Annotated in this window: 17 protein-coding genes; 11 read left to right on the forward strand and 6 right to left on the reverse strand. The window is 63.6% G+C overall.

Annotated features, from left to right (window positions below; all coding sequences use genetic code 11):
• Positions 1-112 precede the first annotated feature (112 nt).
• The 3 genes from JQ631_RS13725 to JQ631_RS13735 form a co-directional block, all read right to left on the reverse strand.
• Positions 113-1,249 (reverse strand): epoxide hydrolase family protein, encoded by a 1,137-nt coding sequence (locus JQ631_RS13725; RefSeq protein WP_212326877.1) that lies wholly within the window; start codon positions 1,247-1,249, stop codon positions 113-115.
• A gap of 158 nt (positions 1,250-1,407) precedes the next feature.
• Complete coding sequence (locus JQ631_RS13730; protein WP_212326878.1) at positions 1,408-1,863, reverse strand: GatB/YqeY domain-containing protein; 456 nt, start codon at positions 1,861-1,863, stop codon at positions 1,408-1,410.
• A gap of 32 nt (positions 1,864-1,895) precedes the next feature.
• A complete protein-coding gene (locus tag JQ631_RS13735) occupies positions 1,896-2,624 on the reverse strand; it encodes an alpha/beta fold hydrolase (RefSeq protein ID WP_212326879.1) in 729 nt (242 codons plus the stop codon).
• A gap of 146 nt (positions 2,625-2,770) precedes the next feature.
• Between JQ631_RS13735 and carA the strand changes: the two genes are divergently transcribed.
• Both carA and JQ631_RS13745 read left to right on the forward strand, forming a co-directional pair.
• Positions 2,771-3,961, forward strand: a complete 1,191-nt coding sequence (carA, locus tag JQ631_RS13740; RefSeq protein ID WP_212326880.1) for a glutamine-hydrolyzing carbamoyl-phosphate synthase small subunit — start codon at positions 2,771-2,773, stop codon at positions 3,959-3,961.
• A gap of 124 nt (positions 3,962-4,085) precedes the next feature.
• A complete protein-coding gene (locus JQ631_RS13745) occupies positions 4,086-4,607 on the forward strand; it encodes a cupin domain-containing protein (RefSeq protein ID WP_212326881.1) in 522 nt (173 codons plus the stop codon).
• A gap of 65 nt (positions 4,608-4,672) precedes the next feature.
• Here JQ631_RS13745 and JQ631_RS13750 read toward each other — a convergent pair whose 3' ends face one another.
• Positions 4,673-5,197, reverse strand: a complete 525-nt coding sequence (locus JQ631_RS13750) for a Dps family protein (RefSeq protein WP_212326882.1) — start codon at positions 5,195-5,197, stop codon at positions 4,673-4,675.
• Positions 5,198-5,301: 104 nt separating this feature from the next.
• On the opposite strand from JQ631_RS13750, the gene JQ631_RS13755 reads away from it, so the two are divergent.
• Positions 5,302-6,003, forward strand: coding sequence for a class I SAM-dependent methyltransferase (locus JQ631_RS13755; protein WP_212326884.1), 702 nt, complete (start codon positions 5,302-5,304; stop codon positions 6,001-6,003).
• 164 nt (positions 6,004-6,167) lie between these two features.
• On the opposite strand, the gene JQ631_RS13760 is transcribed toward JQ631_RS13755, so the two are convergent.
• Positions 6,168-6,539 carry an ArsR/SmtB family transcription factor gene (locus tag JQ631_RS13760; RefSeq protein WP_212326886.1) on the reverse strand — a complete coding sequence of 124 codons (372 nt, stop codon included), beginning with the start codon at positions 6,537-6,539 and terminating at the stop codon, positions 6,168-6,170.
• A 114-nt stretch (positions 6,540-6,653) separates the two neighbouring features.
• Between JQ631_RS13760 and JQ631_RS13765 the strand changes: the two genes are divergently transcribed.
• From JQ631_RS13765 to JQ631_RS13780, 4 genes are all read left to right on the forward strand, one after another.
• A complete protein-coding gene (locus JQ631_RS13765; RefSeq protein WP_212326888.1) occupies positions 6,654-7,823 on the forward strand; it encodes an MFS transporter in 1,170 nt (389 codons plus the stop codon).
• A 142-nt stretch (positions 7,824-7,965) separates the two neighbouring features.
• Complete coding sequence (carB, locus tag JQ631_RS13770; RefSeq protein WP_212326890.1) at positions 7,966-11,430, forward strand: carbamoyl-phosphate synthase large subunit; 3,465 nt, start codon at positions 7,966-7,968, stop codon at positions 11,428-11,430.
• A gap of 225 nt (positions 11,431-11,655) precedes the next feature.
• The gene (greA, locus tag JQ631_RS13775; protein WP_212236205.1) at positions 11,656-12,129 is read left to right on the forward strand and encodes a transcription elongation factor GreA; all 474 of its coding nucleotides are present in this window, start codon (positions 11,656-11,658) and stop codon (positions 12,127-12,129) included.
• A gap of 135 nt (positions 12,130-12,264) precedes the next feature.
• Positions 12,265-12,660: a DoxX family protein gene (locus JQ631_RS13780; RefSeq protein ID WP_212326892.1), complete on the forward strand. Its 396-nt coding sequence runs from the start codon at positions 12,265-12,267 to the stop codon at positions 12,658-12,660.
• Between the two features lie 10 nt (positions 12,661-12,670).
• Here JQ631_RS13780 and JQ631_RS13785 read toward each other — a convergent pair whose 3' ends face one another.
• Positions 12,671-13,150, reverse strand: a complete 480-nt coding sequence (locus JQ631_RS13785) for an Lrp/AsnC family transcriptional regulator (RefSeq protein ID WP_027534298.1) — start codon at positions 13,148-13,150, stop codon at positions 12,671-12,673.
• Positions 13,151-13,416: 266 nt separating this feature from the next.
• On the opposite strand from JQ631_RS13785, the gene trxB reads away from it, so the two are divergent.
• From trxB to JQ631_RS13805, 4 genes are all read left to right on the forward strand, one after another.
• Positions 13,417-14,382 carry a thioredoxin-disulfide reductase gene (gene trxB / locus JQ631_RS13790; RefSeq protein WP_212326895.1) on the forward strand — a complete coding sequence of 322 codons (966 nt, stop codon included), beginning with the start codon at positions 13,417-13,419 and terminating at the stop codon, positions 14,380-14,382.
• A 5-nt stretch (positions 14,383-14,387) separates the two neighbouring features.
• On the forward strand, positions 14,388-15,311 hold the full coding sequence (locus JQ631_RS13795; protein ID WP_187436649.1) for a LysR family transcriptional regulator: 924 nt from the start codon (positions 14,388-14,390) through the stop codon (positions 15,309-15,311).
• Between the two features lie 446 nt (positions 15,312-15,757).
• The gene (locus JQ631_RS13800; protein ID WP_212326896.1) at positions 15,758-16,666 is read left to right on the forward strand and encodes a 4-hydroxy-tetrahydrodipicolinate synthase family protein; all 909 of its coding nucleotides are present in this window, start codon (positions 15,758-15,760) and stop codon (positions 16,664-16,666) included.
• 170 nt (positions 16,667-16,836) lie between these two features.
• A complete protein-coding gene (locus tag JQ631_RS13805) occupies positions 16,837-16,983 on the forward strand; it encodes a hypothetical protein (RefSeq protein WP_212326898.1) in 147 nt (48 codons plus the stop codon).
• Positions 16,984-17,074 lie beyond the last annotated feature (91 nt).

Raw genomic sequence — 17,074 nt, forward strand, 5'->3', positions numbered from 1 at the left:
TTCCAAGGTCTCGGCGTCATGGCCGAACTTGTTCCGGCCATCCACGTTCTTTTGGCGGTCAGTCTAAGGCCGCGGATGCCCGGGACAAGCCCGGCATGACGGTGCAGGCGGCCTAGCGCACCGTCGCAAAGAATTTTCTGACGTCGCGCACGAACAGCTCGGGCTGCTCGAAGGCCGCAAAGTGCCCGCCCTTTTCCATCTCGCTCCAATGGGTCATGTTGGAAAAATTCGGCTCCATCCAGCGCCGCACCGGCGTGATGATCTCCTTGGGAAACGCGGCGACGCCAGTCGGCACCGTAACTTTGGGTGTCGTGCGGCGCTTGCCAAAACTCTCCCAATAGAGGCGCGCCGAGGAGGTCGCCGTCTCTGTCGTCCAGTAAAGCATGACGTTGTCGAGCAGCTCATCTCTGTCAAAGATGTTCTCGGGGTGGCCGTTGCAATCGGTCCAGGCCCAGAACTTTTCCAGGATCCAGGCGGCCTGCCCGCTCGGCGAGTCCGTCAGGCCGTAGCCGAGTGTCTGCGGCCGCGTCGATTGCTGCTTCGAGTAGCCGGAGTCGAGATCGACATAATGCTTGAGGCCGGCGAGCGCGCGCTTCTCTTCCGGCGTCGGGTCGCCTTCGACCTTTGGCGCGGCGTTGAATGCGAGCGTGATGTGGATGCCTGCGCAATGCTCCACATCCTGCGCGCCAAGCGAGGTCGTCACCGCCGAACCCCAGTCGCCACCCTGCGCGCCGTAGCGCGCGTAGCCCAGCCGATCCATCAGCCTGGCCCAGGTCGCGGCGATGCGGTCGACGCCCCAGCCGGTGGTCTTCGGTTTTGCGGAGAAGCCAAAGCCCGGCAGCGACGGGCAGATCACGTGGAAGGCATCAGCAGGATTGCCGCCATGGGCGGCGGGATCGACCAGCGGCGCGATCACTTTCTGGAATTCCACGATCGAGCCGGGCCAGCCATGAGTGACGATCAGCGGCAGCGCGTTGGGTTGTTTCGAGCGGACGTGCAGGAAATGGATATCGAGCCCGTCGATCTCGGTGGTGAACTGGTCGAAGCGGTTGAGCTTGGCCTCACGCGCGCGCCAGTCGTAGCCGTCGGCCCAATAGGCGCAGATCTCCTGGATCCATTTCAGCGGCGCGCCCTGGCTCCAGTCCTCGACAAGCTCCGCCTCCGGCCAGCGCGTGCGGGCGAGGCGCGATTTGAGGTCGGTGAGGACGTCATCGCTAATGGCGATGCGGAACGGTTTGATGTTGCTCATGGAAGAGGCCCTGCTCGTCGGAGGTTCTCGTCATGGCCGGGCTCGTGCCGGCCATCCACGTTCTTCTCACCACTTTGAAGAACGTGGATGCCCGGCACAAGGCCGGGCATGACGAGACGATAGACCGTTAATTCGCGACAGGCCTGCAGCGCGACTGCCTAACCCGACAGCGCGGCCTTCACGAGACCGGATGCCTTGCCGAAATCCATCTGTCCCGCATACTTCGCGCGCAACACCGCGATCACCTTGCCCATGTCCTTCATGCCGGCTGCACCGGTTTCGGCGATGGCGCCCGCGATCGCCTTCTTCACCTCGTCGTCCGACATCTGCTTCGGCAAGTACGCCGAGATCACCGCGATCTCCTCGCGCTCCTGCGCGGCGAGCTCGGCGCGGCCGCCCTTGTCATAAAGCTCGACCGACTCCTGCCGCTGCTTGATCATCTTCTGAAAGACACCGAGCAGGTCGGCGTCCGAGAGCGGCGGCTTGCCCTGGCCGCGGGCATCGATGTCGGCGTTCTTGATCGTCGCATTGACCATGCGCAGCGTGGAGAGCTTGCGCTCGTCCTTGGCCTTCATGGCCTCCTTGACCGCATTGTTGATGTCGTCGCGCAGCATGGCCTTATCCCTTCAAATATCCGACGCCTGATCTAGGCCGTTCGTGCCCCTGAGACAACCGGGCTCCCGATCCATTCGACCAGCGCTTGCGCGGTCGCCTGCGGCTGTTCCGGCTGCGGCAGGTGTCCACAGTTCTCCAGGACGACCAGCTTCGCGCCGGCAATCGCGTCCGCCATCTCCTTCGAGAAGGCATTGGGAATGGTGTTGTCCTGATCGCCCGTCAGCACCAGCGTCGGGCATGTGATCGTGGACAGCGTCGGCCGCGAGTCGACCCGCGCGATGATCGCGGTCTGCTGTCGCAGGTAACCTTCGACGCCGACGTCCTCGCCCTGCTCGTGCACGAGCTGGCGAATGGCATAATCGTCCCGGCGCGAGGGATGCACCAATTCCGGAAACATCTCCTCGCGGGCCGCACGCAGCTCGCCGCGCTTTGCCCGCTCCATCAGGCCGCGGCGGCGCGCGGTCGCCTCCGCCGTATCGGGCCGGGCCTGGGTGTTGATCAACGCGAGCTTCATCACGCGCTCGGGAGCCTGGCGCATGATCTCGAGCGCAATGTAACCGCCCATGGAATGACCGGCGAGCGCGAAGCGCGGCGGGGCCTCGCTCAGCACCCGGGCCGCAATCGCGGCCATGCTGTCGTCGCGAATATGGTTGGCAACCATCACGGGACCGAACCGCCAGAGCGCCGGGATGATTGGGGCATAGATCCGGGCCGACGAGGCAAGTCCCGGAACCAGCACAACAGGGGTCGTCCGGTCCATTATTGCCTCGCAAGCCCCTGGAATTGGCGGAAATTATTCAGCCAAGCTTAAGTGCCTGAGGCGACCTGTCAAATATGCAAAAACGCATGTGAATCCGCCGTTTCCTGCTTTGACGCGCGCGCGCGGGGGCCTTATGAAACGGGCTCATGACACAACATGAAAACGATAACGCCTGGCCGGACCATAAACCGACCGCGCTCCTCGTGCTTGCCGATGGCACGGTGCTCGAAGGCTTTGGTCTCGGCGCCGAGGGCCACGCCGTTGGTGAAGTCTGCTTCAACACCGCGATGACCGGCTATGAAGAGATCCTCACCGATCCCTCCTATGCCGGCCAGCTCATCACCTTCACCTTCCCGCATATCGGCAACGTCGGCACCAACGACGAAGATGTCGAGACGGTGAACATGGCCGCGACGCCTGGCGCGCGCGGCGTGATCCTGCGCACCGCGATCACCGATCCCTCGAACTACCGCGCGACCAAGCACCTCGACCAGTGGCTGAAGGCGCGCGGCATCATCGGCCTCTCCGGCATCGACACCCGCGCACTGACCGCGCTGATCCGCAGCAAGGGCATGCCCAACGCCGTGATCGCGCACGCCAAGGACGGCGAGTTCGACTTGCATGGCCTGAAGGAAGAAGCGCGGGAATGGCCCGGCCTCGAAGGCATGGACCTCGTGCCGATGGTCACTTCCGGCCAGCGCTTCAACTGGGACGAGACGCCCTGGCTGTGGGACAAGGGTTTTGGCCGGCAGGACAAGGCCGAGTTCAACGTCGTCGCGATCGACTACGGCATCAAGCGCAACATCCTGCGCCTGCTCGCCGGCGTCGGCTGCAAGGTGACGGTGGTGCCGGCAACGACGTCGTCTGAAGACATTCTGGCGATGAAGCCGGACGGCGTATTCCTGTCGAACGGTCCGGGCGACCCGGCCGCGACCGGCAAGTACGCGGTGCCTGTCATCCAGGACGTCATCAAGTCCGGCACGCCGACCTTCGGAATTTGTCTCGGCCACCAGATGCTCGGCCTCGCGGTCGGCGCGAAGACCAAGAAGATGCATCAGGGCCATCACGGCGCCAATCATCCCGTGAAGGACGAGACCACCGGCAAGGTCGAGATCACCTCGATGAACCACGGCTTTGCGGTCGACGAGACCACGCTGCCTGCTGGCGCGACGCAGACCCACATCTCGCTGTTCGACGGATCCAATTGCGGCATCCAGCTCGACGGCAAGCCGGTGTTCTCCGTGCAGTATCACCCCGAGGCGTCACCCGGCCCGCGCGACTCGCACTATCTCTTCCAGCGCTTCGCCGATCTGATGCGGCAGAAGAAGAGCGCGTAAGACGCGTTTTTGATATAACTGACTTGACGACATCAAGCCCGGGCCATGTCCCGGGCTTCTTGTTATGGGAACGTCGTCTCATGCCCCTCGTTAGTTCCTGTGACTCGCGCGCAGGAGCCCAGCCATGTCCGTCGTCCGCGACTTTGCCGAACCGCTCGCCATCGTCTTCGAGGATGACGGGCTCGTGCCGAACAACATCCTCCCCTTCCTGGTCTACCAGGGCGCGGTGACGCTCGATTCGAAGCAGCCGGAACAGACCATCGAAAACCTGTTCGAAACGAACAATTGGGGCGGCACGTGGCGCAACGGCGTCTACGACTATCTGCATTACCACGCGACCGTGCATGAGGTGCTCGGCGTCGCGCGCGGGAGTGCCCGCGTGCGCTTCGGCGGCGACCATGGCCAGGAGCTGGACATCAAGGCCGGTGACGTCGCGATCCTGCCCGCAGGCACGGGGCATCAGTGCATCAAGGCGAGCGATGATTTCTGCGTGATCGGCGCCTATCCGCCGGGATCGAAGATGGAGGTCACGCGGCCCACGGCGGAGAACCACGCCAAGGCGTTGCAGACGATCCCGAACGTCGCACGGCCACCGGCCGATCCGGTGACGGGAAAGCACGGCGCGCTGATGCGGCTGTGGCGGTAGCGACAAGAGCGGTGCCGTAGAGTGGGTTACGCCCTCGGCTGACCCACCCTACAAAAGCTTCCGCCCTACGCCTCGTTGCCGCCCTCTTGGCGCGTGGCTTCGAACAAGAACCACGTCCGGCGCTCGGTCTCGTCGATGAAGACTTCGAGGATGCTGGCGCTGGCGACGTCGCCGGCGTCGTCGCAGACCTCGTGCGCCTTGCGCATCGCCGCCGCGACGTGCTTGTTGTCCTGCATCAGCTCGCGCAGCATCTCGCGCGGCGGGACGTAGTCCTCGTTATTGTCCTTGATGGTCTGGAGCTTCGCGACCTGGCTGATCGACTTCAGCGTGGTACCGCCGATCTTGCGGACGCGTTCGGCGAGCTGGTCCGTGGTGGCGAAGATCTGGTCCGACTGCTCGTCGAGCAGGAGGTGATAGTCGCGGAAATGCCGGCCGCTGATGTGCCAATGGAAATTCTTGGTCTTGAGGTACAGCGCGAACGCGTCGGCCAGAAGCACGTTGAGCGCCTCCGAAACCTTGTTGACCGCCTGGGGGGACAGATCGGTGGGGGTGTCGAGGTCGGGGGAGACCTTGCTGGGGGCTTTGCTCACGGGAAACCTTCCTGTTAGGACGCAGACATTGACGGCGCGCCGTCGCACCCCTAACGCAAGGCGGGCAGCGCGGTTCCTAGATAGGAACCGCTGGGCGGGATACCATGGACGATTGGATCGACTATTACGACTCGACGCATACGATCTATGTCAGCAAGCTGCATCGGGATTTGCACTTCCAGATCATCGCGCGCGACATCATCGGCTACATCTCTTCGCCCGAGGCGATCGTGCTGGATTATGCCTGCGGAGAGGCGCTGTCGGCGAGCCAGGTGGCGGCCGCCTGCGGCCAGCTGATTCTGGCCGAACCCGCGCCGGGCGTGCGCGGCCGGCTGATCTCGCGATTTGCGCCCAACACCAGGATCCGCGTCCGTTCGCTCGACGACGTCCGCAAGATGCAGGACCAGTCCATCGACCTCGTCGTCATGAACTCGGTCGCGCAATACATGACGGCGGAGGAGCTCGATGCCGCACTCGTCAATGTCAGGCGCATCCTGAAGCCATCAGGCAAGCTGGTGCTCGGCGACATCCTCCAGCCGCATGTCGGCATGGTCAGGGATGTGACGGCGCTGCTCTCCTTCGGCCTGCGTCACGGCTTCCTGAAGGACGCGCTGGTCGGGCTCGTCAGCACGGCACTGTCGGATTACCGTGATCTGCGCTCGCGCGTCGGACTCCAGCGCTACAGCGAGGACGAGATCACGGCCAAGCTGAAGGCGGCGGGCTTCGCCAGCCAGCGCGCCGACATCAACATCGGCCACAACCGCTGGCGCATGACCTTCATCGCGCGGCCGCCTTTGGTGCGTTAAGCATAACGACCACCTGAGGTGGCTTGTCACACCTCGATGGGCAATGATCGCCGCGGCCCGGTGGCGGAATCGTCTACGCGGGAGCGGTGCATCGCTCTTCATCCTGGTTCAAATCCAGGCCGGGTCTCCACGCTTCTCCCCTGCGGGGCTACGCGTGGCGCAGATCACTCCGCCTCGACCACATCACACTCCGCGATCAGCTTTAGCCGCTCCGCATCCTTGGCCGCGGAACCAAGCACGGCATCGAGCAAGCCCGGAAAGCGCACGTCGAGATCCTCGCGGCGCAGCCGCATGAAGCGGTTCGTGCCTGCCACACGCGTCTGCATCAGCCCGCAATCGCGCAGCTTTGCGAAATGATAGGTGAGGTTCGACTTGCCCGCGAGCCCGCTGAAGTCGCCGCAGCAAAGCTCGCTGCTGACACGTTCCTGCTGGGCCAACTGATACACGATCGCCAACCGGATCGGATCGCTCAGACAATCCAGAACCAGGGGCAGCTCGATCTGCTCGCGGGTGGGGTGGGGTGGCGTGCGGCTCATGACGTTCGAATCATAGCGATGCCGCCGCGATGTTCAATAGTTCTTGAACCAATTGACTCCGGATTGGTCTTCTTCGATAGTTCAATAAACATTGAACATAGGGGATTTCGTACAATGAGCGTGTTCTGGCTGGCCCTGGGGGCCTTTGCGATCGGGACCGAAGGCTTTGTCATTGCTGGCCTTTTGCCGGCGATCGCCAGCGACCTGTCGATTTCGGTCTCGGCCGCCGGCCAATTGGTCACCGCCTACGCGCTCACCTATGCCGTGGGCTCTCCGATCCTGGCGGTGGCGCTGAACAACATCGACCGCCGTACCGTGCTGGCGCTCGCCCTTTTGACCTTCGTCGCCGGAAACCTCGCGGCAATGGTCGCCTCCAACTACGCCCTGCTGCTTGCTTCGCGGATGCTGATGGCGTTGGGTTCCGGACTGTGCATGCCGACGGCGCTGGCGGTGTCCGTGGCGGTCGCCTCACCGGAACGGCGCGGCCGCGCGGTGGCGCTGGTCACTTCGGGCCTCACGATTGCGACCGTTATCGGCGTGCCTCTCGGCAATCTCGTCGGCAGCTGGCTGGGCTGGCGCGCGACCTTCGCCATGGTGGCAATGATCGGTACCGTCGCGCTCGCCGGTCTCCTGCTCGGCCTGCCGAAGGGCTTGCCCCGCAATACGGCCTCACTCAGCGAACGGCTGGCGGTGGCGCGCCACGGCAACGTGGTGATCGCGCTTGTGATCACGATTTTATGGGCGCTCGGCGGCTTCACCGTCTTCACCTATTTCGCGGTCCCGCTGCGCGGCCTCGGCTTCGACGCCTCGCAAATCAGCCTCGCGCTGCTGGTGTTTGGCGGCGCGGCTGCGATCGGGAACATGCTCGGCGGCATCCTGGCGGACCGGCTCGGCACGCGCGCGACCGCGGCCTTCGGCCTCGCCGGCATGGCGAGCGCCCTGATCCTGCATTCGCTGGTCCTGAAACTGACGCCGGGACAGGCCCATTACGCGGTGCTCGGCGCGATCTTCCTTTGGGGCCTCTCGGGCTGGGCATTCTATCCGGCCCAGATCGCCAGCATTGTCCGCATCGAGCCGCAGGCCTCCATGATCGCACTCTCGCTCAATGCCTCCGCGATGTATCTCGGCTTCGCCATCGGCGGTGCCTTGGGGGGAGCGGTGCTGGCCACTCTCTCGGCAAACGACCTCGGCTGGATCGGCGGATCGAGCGTTGCGGCCTCGCTTCTGGTGCACCTCGCCCGCGGCTGGCAGGCGCGACCAAAACCCGTCAAAATTGCCGGTTGATGGGCGTTTTTCGGGGTTTCGCCGCCCCGAAAACTGGTCTAAGACCCACCCGCGCGCGAGGGAGACCACCGCGCTCTCGGCCAAAGGGACGCGCAGCAGCGCGCCCTTTTTTTGTGCCCAAATCCGACTTCGGCGAGAGTTGATGCCCAAACGTACAGACATCACCACCATCCTGATCATCGGCGCCGGTCCCATCGTGATCGGCCAGGCCTGCGAGTTCGACTATTCGGGCACGCAAGCGGTGAAGACGCTGAAGGAAGAGGGCTATCGCATCGTCCTCGTCAATTCCAATCCGGCGACGATCATGACCGATCCGGAATTGGCCGATGCGACCTATATCGAGCCGATCACGCCGGAGATCGTCGCGAAAATCATCGAGAAGGAACGCCACGTCGTTCCCGGCGGCTTCGCGCTGCTGCCGACCATGGGCGGACAGACCGCACTGAATTGCGCGCTGTCGCTGCGCCGGCAGGGCACGCTGGAAAAGTTCGACGTCGAGATGATCGGCGCCACCGCCGACGCCATCGACAAGGCCGAGGATCGCCAGCTGTTCCGCGAGGCCATGACCAAGATCGGGCTCGAGACGCCGAGGTCGCGTCTCGCCAATGCCTCCGAGCTGAAGAAGTCCTTCCGCGACAAGTACCACGCCGAACGCGAGAAGCTGTCGGGCGCAGCGCTCGAAGAGCTCGATCGGCAATGGACGCTCGGCGAGAGCGACCGCCGCAAGCGCTACCAGGAATACGCGTTCGGCCAGGCCATGATGGCGCTGTCCGAGATCGGCCTGCCCGCGATCATCCGTCCCTCCTTCACGATGGGCGGTACCGGCGGCGGCATCGCCTACAACAAGGAAGAGTTCCTCGACATCATCGAGCGCGGCCTCGACGCGTCCCCCACCAACGAAGTCCTGATCGAGGAATCCGTCCTCGGCTGGAAAGAGTTCGAGATGGAGGTGGTGCGCGACAAGAAGGACAATTGCATCATCGTCTGCTCGATCGAGAACTTCGATCCGATGGGCGTGCACACCGGCGACTCCATCACCGTCGCGCCGGCGCTGACGCTGACGGACAAGGAATACCAGATCATGCGCGACGCCTCGCTGGCGGTGCTGCGCGAGATCGGTGTCGAGACCGGCGGCTCCAACGTGCAGTTCGGCGTCAATCCCGAAGACGGCCGCATGGTCGTGATCGAGATGAATCCGCGCGTATCGCGTTCGTCTGCGCTTGCCTCCAAGGCCACCGGCTTCCCGATCGCCAAGGTCGCGGCCAAGCTCGCCATCGGCTACACGCTCGACGAAATCGCCAACGACATCACCGGTGGCGCAACGCCGGCCTCGTTCGAGCCGACGATCGATTACGTGGTCACCAAGATTCCGCGTTTCGCCTTCGAGAAATTCCCAGGCGCCTCCTCCACGCTGACGACTTCGATGAAGTCGGTCGGCGAAGTCATGGCGATCGGCCGCACCTTCCAGGAAAGCCTGCAGAAGGCGCTGCGCGGGCTCGAGACCGGCCTCACCGGGCTCGACGAGATCGAGATCGAGGGCCTGGGTCGCGACGACGACAAGAACGCGATCCGCGCCGCGCTCGGTACGCCGACGCCGAACCGCATTCTCCAGGTCGCGCAAGCCATGCGGCTCGGCTGGTCGAACGAAGACATCTTCAACTCCTGCAAGATCGATCCGTGGTTTCTTGGCGAGATGCGCGGCATCGTCGACATGGAGGAAAAGGTCAGGAAGCACGGCCTGCCGGGCAATGCTTTCGGCATGCGCACGCTCAAGGCCCTGGGTTTCTCGGACGCGCGGCTTGCGGTGCTGGCCGAGACGACGGAAGCCGAGGTGACGGCGAAGCGCCACGCGCTCGGCGTCCGTCCGGTCTACAAGCGCATCGACACTTGCGCGGCCGAGTTCGCTTCACCCACCGCCTACATGTACTCGACCTACGAATCCCCGTTTGCCGGCAGTGTTGCCGACGAGAGCACGCCGTCGGACAAGAAGAAGGTCATCATCCTCGGCGGCGGCCCGAACCGTATCGGCCAGGGCATCGAGTTCGACTATTGCTGCTGTCACGCCTGCTTCGCGCTGCATGACGCCGGCTACGAATCCATCATGGTCAACTGCAACCCGGAAACGGTGTCGACCGACTATGACACCGCCGACCGGCTCTATTTCGAGCCGCTCACGGCCGAGGACGTGTTGGAGATCATCGCCAAGGAGCGCACCAACGGCACCTTGCATGGCGTGATCGTGCAGTTCGGCGGCCAGACCCCGCTGAAACTCGCACGCGCACTGGAAGCCGCGGAAGTGCCGATCCTCGGCACTTCGCCCGATGCCATCGATCTCGCCGAAGACCGCGACCGTTTCAAGCGCGTGCTCGACAAGCTGCGGCTGAAGCAGCCGAAGAACGGCATCGCCTATTCAGTCGAGCAGGCCCGCCTGGTCGCGACCGATCTCGGCCTGCCACTGGTGGTGCGCCCGTCCTACGTGCTCGGCGGCCGCGCGATGCAGATCATCCGCGAGGAGAACCAGCTCAGCGACTACCTGCTGGGCACCTTGCCGGAGCTGGTGCCGGCCGACGTCAAGGCGCGCTACCCGAACGACAAGACCGGGCAGATCAACACCGTGCTCGGCAAGAATCCGCTGCTGTTCGACCGCTATCTGTCCGACGCCACCGAGATCGACGTCGACTGCCTCTGCGACGGCAAGGACACCTTCATCGTCGGCATCATGGAGCACATCGAGGAAGCCGGCATTCACTCCGGCGACTCCGCCTGCTCGCTGCCGCCGCACTCGCTCGACGCCAAGATGATCGAGGAGCTGGAGCGGCAGACGCGTGAGCTCGCGCTCGGCCTCGACGTCGTCGGCCTGATGAACGTGCAATACGCGATCAAGGACGGCGAGATCTATGTGCTCGAAGTCAATCCGCGCGCCTCGCGCACGGTGCCGTTCGTCGCCAAGGTGATCGGCACGCCAGTCGCAAAGATCGCCGCGCGCATCATGGCCGGCGAAAAGCTCGCCGACTTCAATTTGAAGAAGGCCGACTTCAAGCATGTCGGCGTGAAGGAATCGGTGTTTCCGTTCGCCCGCTTCCCCGGCGTCGACACGGTGCTCGGTCCGGAGATGCGCTCGACCGGCGAGGTCATGGGCATCGACCGCTCCTTCGCCGTCGCTTTCGCCAAGAGCCAGCTCGGCGGCGGCACACGGGTGCCGCGCAAGGGCACCGTGTTCGTATCGGTGCGCGAGAGCGACAAGACGCGCATTGCGGAGGCGGTTCGCGAATTGCATTCGCTCGGCTTCAAGGTGCTGGCGACCTCGGGCACGGCGCGCTTCCTGACCGACGAGGGCATCCCGACCGAGAAGGTGAACAAGGTGCTGGAAGGACGGCCGCATATCGTCGACGCCATCACCAATGGCGACGTCCAGCTGGTCTTCAACACCACCGAAGGCCCGCAGGCGCTTGCCGACAGCCGATCGCTGCGGCGCGCGGCCCTCTTGCATAAAGTGCCGTATTACACCACTCTTTCCGGGGCCGTGGCGGCCGCGCAGGGCATCCGCGCCTACCTTGGCGGAGACCTTGAGGTTCGTACCCTGCAGAGCTACTTTTCGGAAACCTGATCGCGCGCGAAAGGCAAGTCCCCGAGGGGTAAGCCTTGCGCTAAGTGATTGACAATCAAGCCACAATGGCCGGAGGAACTGTCCGGCCATGTGGTTGTTCTGTTCCGGCGCCAGCCTCACTAAACGTTCCGGTGGGCGTGTATTCGGCTCCCCGGAAATACTGACGAATCAAGGTTGCCGCACCCTCCGTTTTGGCGGGCGCGCAGCCGAAGGACGAGAGAAGAGATGGAAAAGGTTCCGATGACTGCGAGCGGCTTTGCCGCACTCGGGGAAGAATTGAAGAAGCGCCAGTCCGAGGACCGTCCGCGCATCATCGAGCACATCGCGGAGGCGCGTTCGCACGGCGATCTGTCGGAGAACGCGGAATACCATGCCGCGAAGGAAGAGCAGTCTCACAATGAAGGCCGCATCGCCGAGCTCGAGGACAAGCTCGCGCGCGCCGACATCATCGACATTTCCAAGCTCTCCGGCGACACCATCAAGTTCGGCGCCACCGTGACGCTGGTCGACGAGGACACCGAGAAGAAAGCGGTATGGCAGATCGTCGGCGAGGTCGAGGCCGACGCCAAGAAGGGCCGTATCTCCATCACCTCGCCGCTGGCGCGCGCTTTGATCGGCAAGAAAAAGGGCTCGACCGTCGAGGTCAACGCCCCCGGCGGCGCCAAGGCGTATGAGATCACCAAGGTGGAGTGGCGGTAGTCCACTCCGCAAAGACTGCCTGGAAAGCCGCGCTCTGCGCGGCTTTCTCTGTTTCGAGACTTGTCGAGCGCCCGATTGTGAACCGCGCCGTCCTCAGTCATGCTCGGCGCCGCCGTCCGCGCAAGGGAGGACTCGATGGACATCGATCGTATCGCCGCGCAGAGCCAGCCTTATCTGCTCAGCCTCTTCCGCTTCATCACCGGGCTACTGTTCTTCCACTATGGCGTAGCCAAGCTGTTCAAGTTTCCACCGGTGGAAATGTTTTCCGAGGTCACGCCGTTGTCGCTCTGGGGCGTTGCCGGCATGTTCGAACTCGTGCTCGGCGGCCTGCTGATGATCGGCCTCTTCACGCGACTGGCCGCTTTCATCCTTTCCGGTGAGATGGCCTTCGCCTATTTCATCGAGCACCTGCCGCACAGTTTTTTTCCCGTCGTCAACGACGGCGCACTGGCGATCGTGCTGTGCTTTGCGTGCCTGTTCCTCGCTGCCGCCGGCGGCGGCCCGATCAGCGTGGATGCGACGCGGCGGTGACGAGTCGTTTCTAGCGCCGTCCCTTGACGTCGAGCGGCACGGCCGCCTCATATTTCGAATTGTGCAGCACCAGCGATGTGCGCACGTTGCGCACATGGGGCGCGGCGGTCAGGTGTGTCACAAAATCCTGGAAGGTCGCCATGTCAGGCGCGACGCATTTCAGGATGAAGTCGACCTCGCCGGACAGCATCCAGCATTCCCGCACCAGGGGCTCGGCGCGGACGAACTCCTCGAACGCGCGCAAATCCGCTTCCGCCTGGCTGGAGAGGTGCACGGCGGCAAACACCGTGACGTCGAAACCGAGCTTTCGCGCATCCAGGAGCCCGCGGTAGCCGTGAATGTAGCCCTCCTCCTCCAGCGCCCGGACCCGGCGCAGGCAGGGCGGAGGCGAGATACCGACGCGTTTGGCGAGTTCAACATTGGTGATTCGACCGTCGGCCTGGATCTCGGCGAGAATTTTGAGGTCGATCTCGTCTAGGTTCCGCGACACGTGATTGGAACTCCTGGCCTTCATGGCGGTATCGGGTGGATTCGTCGCAATCCTCATACCCAGTCTATGCCAAATGAGCAATTTTATTGCGCGTGCACCGCAATCGACTTTTGTTCCTTGTTGGAAAAATCCGCCGAGAGGGAATGCAATTCTTGCATAGCTCACCAGAAGGCTTAGATTAGCTCTGATATTTCAGCGCCTCCGCGAGGCCTCCCGGCACGTTCCGCGCCCGCGCTGCAAATCCCCCGTGAAAGGCGTCCGCAAATATGTCCGCTCCTGTTCATGCAAAGGTCGTCATTATTGGCTCCGGCCCGGCCGGCTACACCGCCGCGATCTATGCCGCGCGCGCGATGCTCGAGCCGATCCTGATCCAGGGCATGCAGGCCGGCGGTCAGCTCACCATCACCACCGACGTCGAGAACTATCCGGGCTTCGCCGACGTGATCCAGGGCCCCTGGCTGATGGAACAGATGGAGAAGCAGGCAGTCCATGTCGGGACCAAGATCGTCACCGACCTGGTGATCAAGCTCGACACCTCGCAGCGGCCGTTTCGCCTCACCTGCGACTCGGGTGACGTCTATCTCGCCGAAGCCGTGATCCTCGCCACCGGCGCGCAGGCGCGCTGGCTCGGCCTGCCCTCTGAGGCGAAATTTCAGGGCGGCGGTGTGTCGGCCTGCGCCACCTGCGACGGCTTCTTCTACCGCAACAAGGAAGTCGTGGTGGTCGGCGGCGGCAACACCGCGGTCGAGGAAGCCCTGTACCTGACCAATCATGCCTCGCAGGTCACCATCGTGCATCGGCGCGACCACTTCCGCGCCGAGCGCATCCTGCAAGAACGCCTGTTCAAGCACCCGAAGATCAAGGTGGTCTGGGACTCCGCGGTCGACGAGATCTGCGGCACCGAGAACCCGAACAAGGTCACGCATGTGCGGCTGAAGAACGTCAAGACCGGCGCGCTGACGGACGTGAAGACCGACGGCGTCTTCGTCGCCATCGGCCATGCGCCGGCGACTGAGCTCGTGAAAGACCAGATCAAGCTGAAACCGTCGGGCTATGTCGAGGTCGCAGCGAATTCGACCGCGACCTCCGTGCCCGGCCTGTTCGCCGCCGGCGACGTTGCTGACGAAACCTACCGCCAGGCCGTGACGGCCGCAGGCCTCGGCTGCATGGCAGCGCTCGAGGCCGAACGTTTCTTGGCCCTGCGCGCCAGCGAGCGCGCGGCAGCGGAATAACGATCATGCCTCGAACACGCGACGGATTTACGGATATGGATTGGGACAAGCTGAAGGTGTTTCACGCGGCGGCGGAAGCGGGAAGCTTCACGCATGCGGGAGAGCAGCTCGGCCTGTCGCAATCGGCGGTGTCACGCCAGGTCTCGGCGCTGGAGCAGGAGCTCTCGGTCTCACTGTTCCACCGCCATGCCCGCGGCCTGATCCTCACCGAGCAGGGCGACCTGTTGTTCCGCACCGCGCATGACGTGTTCATGCAGCTCCAGGCGGCGCGCGCGAAACTGACCGACAGTCGCGAGCGGCCGAGCGGCGATCTCAAGATCACCACCACGCCCGGCGTCGGCATCAACTGGCTGATCCCGCGGCTCGGCGAATTCACCGCGCTCTATCCGGAGATCCGGATCTCGCTGATCGTCACCGACGAGGAGCTGGATCTGTCGATGCGCGAGGCGGATGTTGCGATCCGGACCCGCAAGCCGACGCAGCCGGATCTCATCCAGCGCAAGCTTTTCGCGATGGGCTTCCACGCCTATTGCTCGCCTGACTACATCAAGCGCTTCGGCACGCCGCGGACGCTGGAAGAACTCGACTCCCATCGCATCATCACGCTGTCCGACGGCAACTTCGCGCCACACTTGCAGAACCGCAACTGGTTGATCGAAGCCGGCCGCAACGGCTCGGGTCCGCGCGAAGCCTATTTCAAGGTCAACAACATTCTCGGCCTGGTACGCGCCTGTCAGCAGGGCCTCGGCATCGCGGCATTGCCGGATTATCTGATCGAAGAACAGAGCCGCCTCGTACAACTGTTCGGCGAATCGGATTCGATCCAGCTCGATACGTATTTCGTCTATCCGGAAGAGCTGAAAACGGTCGCGCGCGTGCAGGTGTTCCGTGACTTCGTGGTGAGCAAGGCGCAGCGCTGGCCGTCCTGATTTCCGCATGTCTGACATGCGACCTCGGCTGTTGCTGCATGCCGCTCGCCAAGCCCATACTGCTTGCACGCTGAGCCTTCGCGTTGCGCATTTGTCCCCCTCCTCCAGTGGCGCGGGAGTTCAGTAATCCCTCTTGGAAGGTGATTGTGTCGGCCTCACGTGGCCAATACCTAAGCCGGGCCTTCGGGTCCGGCTTTTTTTCTGCCCAATCAGGCTTTCGCTTTCCGCGTGTATTGACAGTTTTGGGCATACCTCGCATCATTTGCCAATGATCACGAAGTCGTGCGCAATCGTCTCGAAAAAAGGCCCCCATCCGGGGACCTCGGATTTTTGCGCGCGCTAGGCTGACTTCGTCATCGCTGCCAAATCCCGAAAACCCCGCCACCTGGACGGGGTTTTTTCATGTGCCCTCCGTCTCAGGTTTCATCTTGAAAAGGAGACAGGACATGACTGATTTGCGAACTCAAATGCACGGACTGTGGTTGCCGCTGGTGACGCCGTTTCGCGACGGCCGCCTCGACGAGATCTCGCTGCGGCGGCTGACGCGGCACTACTGCACGCAAGCCATCGACGGCTTCATCCTGGGGGCGACCTCGGGTGAAGGCATGACGCTGCGCGATGCCGAGCTCGAACGTCTCGTCGCCATCGTCCGCGACGAGATGGCGGCGGGTCGCCGCAACGTTCCGATCGGGCTCGGACTGTCAGGCGCGGATACGTCGCGGATGAAGGAGCGACTGGACGAGACCGCGGACTGGCCGATCGACTTCTATCTGATCGCGAGCCCCTATTACGTGCGGCCGTCGCAGCGCGGGATCCTTGCGCATTTCGAGGCGCTGGCCGATCACGCCGCCTGGCCGCTCGCGCTCTACAACATTCCCTATCGCTGCGCCGTCGGCATCACCAACCAGACCATGCTGCGGCTCGCCGAGCACCCCGACATCATCGGCCTGAAGGATTGCGGCGCAAGCCGCGAGCAGTCGATCGCTTTGCTGCGCGACCGGCCGAAGGATTTTGCCGTGCTGACCGGCGAGGACGCGAACTATTTCGAGGCGCTCAGCGACGGCGCCGACGGTGGCATCTTGCTGTCCGCCCATCTCGAAACCGCGACCTTCGCCACCGTCTATAGCGAGCTGAGGCGCGGCAACCACGATGCGGCCAAGGCGCGCTGGCAGGAGGTCGCGGAGCTGACGCGGCTGTTGTTCACCGAGCCGAGCCCGGCGCCGGCGAAGTACTGGCTGTGGCGAACAGGGCTGATCGACAGCCCCGAAGTGCGCCTGCCGATGGTGGAGGTCAGTAGCGAGCTCGCCGCCACGCTCGATCGCGAGATCGAGCGGCGGGTCATGGTCGCGGCGTAATACTTCCCCTTGCCTCTCTCCCCGTGACAACGGGGAGAGAGGCAAGAGAGAGCGCCTTTGGTTAACCGGGCGCGAACGCTGTTCGCTATCGCCGCATGACGCATCCACGTCTCGTTTACGCAATGGGGCCTATCGTTCCCTCGCAAAGTTTTCAAAGAGGGGGAATGACAATGGGGCAACGCGTTCGCCCGACCGCGGCGGAAATGTTCGCGCCTGCCGATCTTTTGCAGGGGATTCTGATGGTGTCGTCGTTCGGCTTCTGGGCGGTGATGCTCGGCCTGATGCCGGTGCTACTGTTTCGGGTCTGGCTCGCCTGACCACGAAGCCTGCTTGCATGGTTAACCCGTGGATCGCGATTGCGCTTAAATGCTGTTGTCGCCGCAAGCCGGAATCTTAAAACATCCCGCG

The sequence above is a fragment of the Bradyrhizobium manausense genome (assembly GCF_018131105.1).
Taxonomy (GTDB): Bacteria; Pseudomonadota; Alphaproteobacteria; order Rhizobiales; family Xanthobacteraceae; genus Bradyrhizobium; species Bradyrhizobium manausense_B.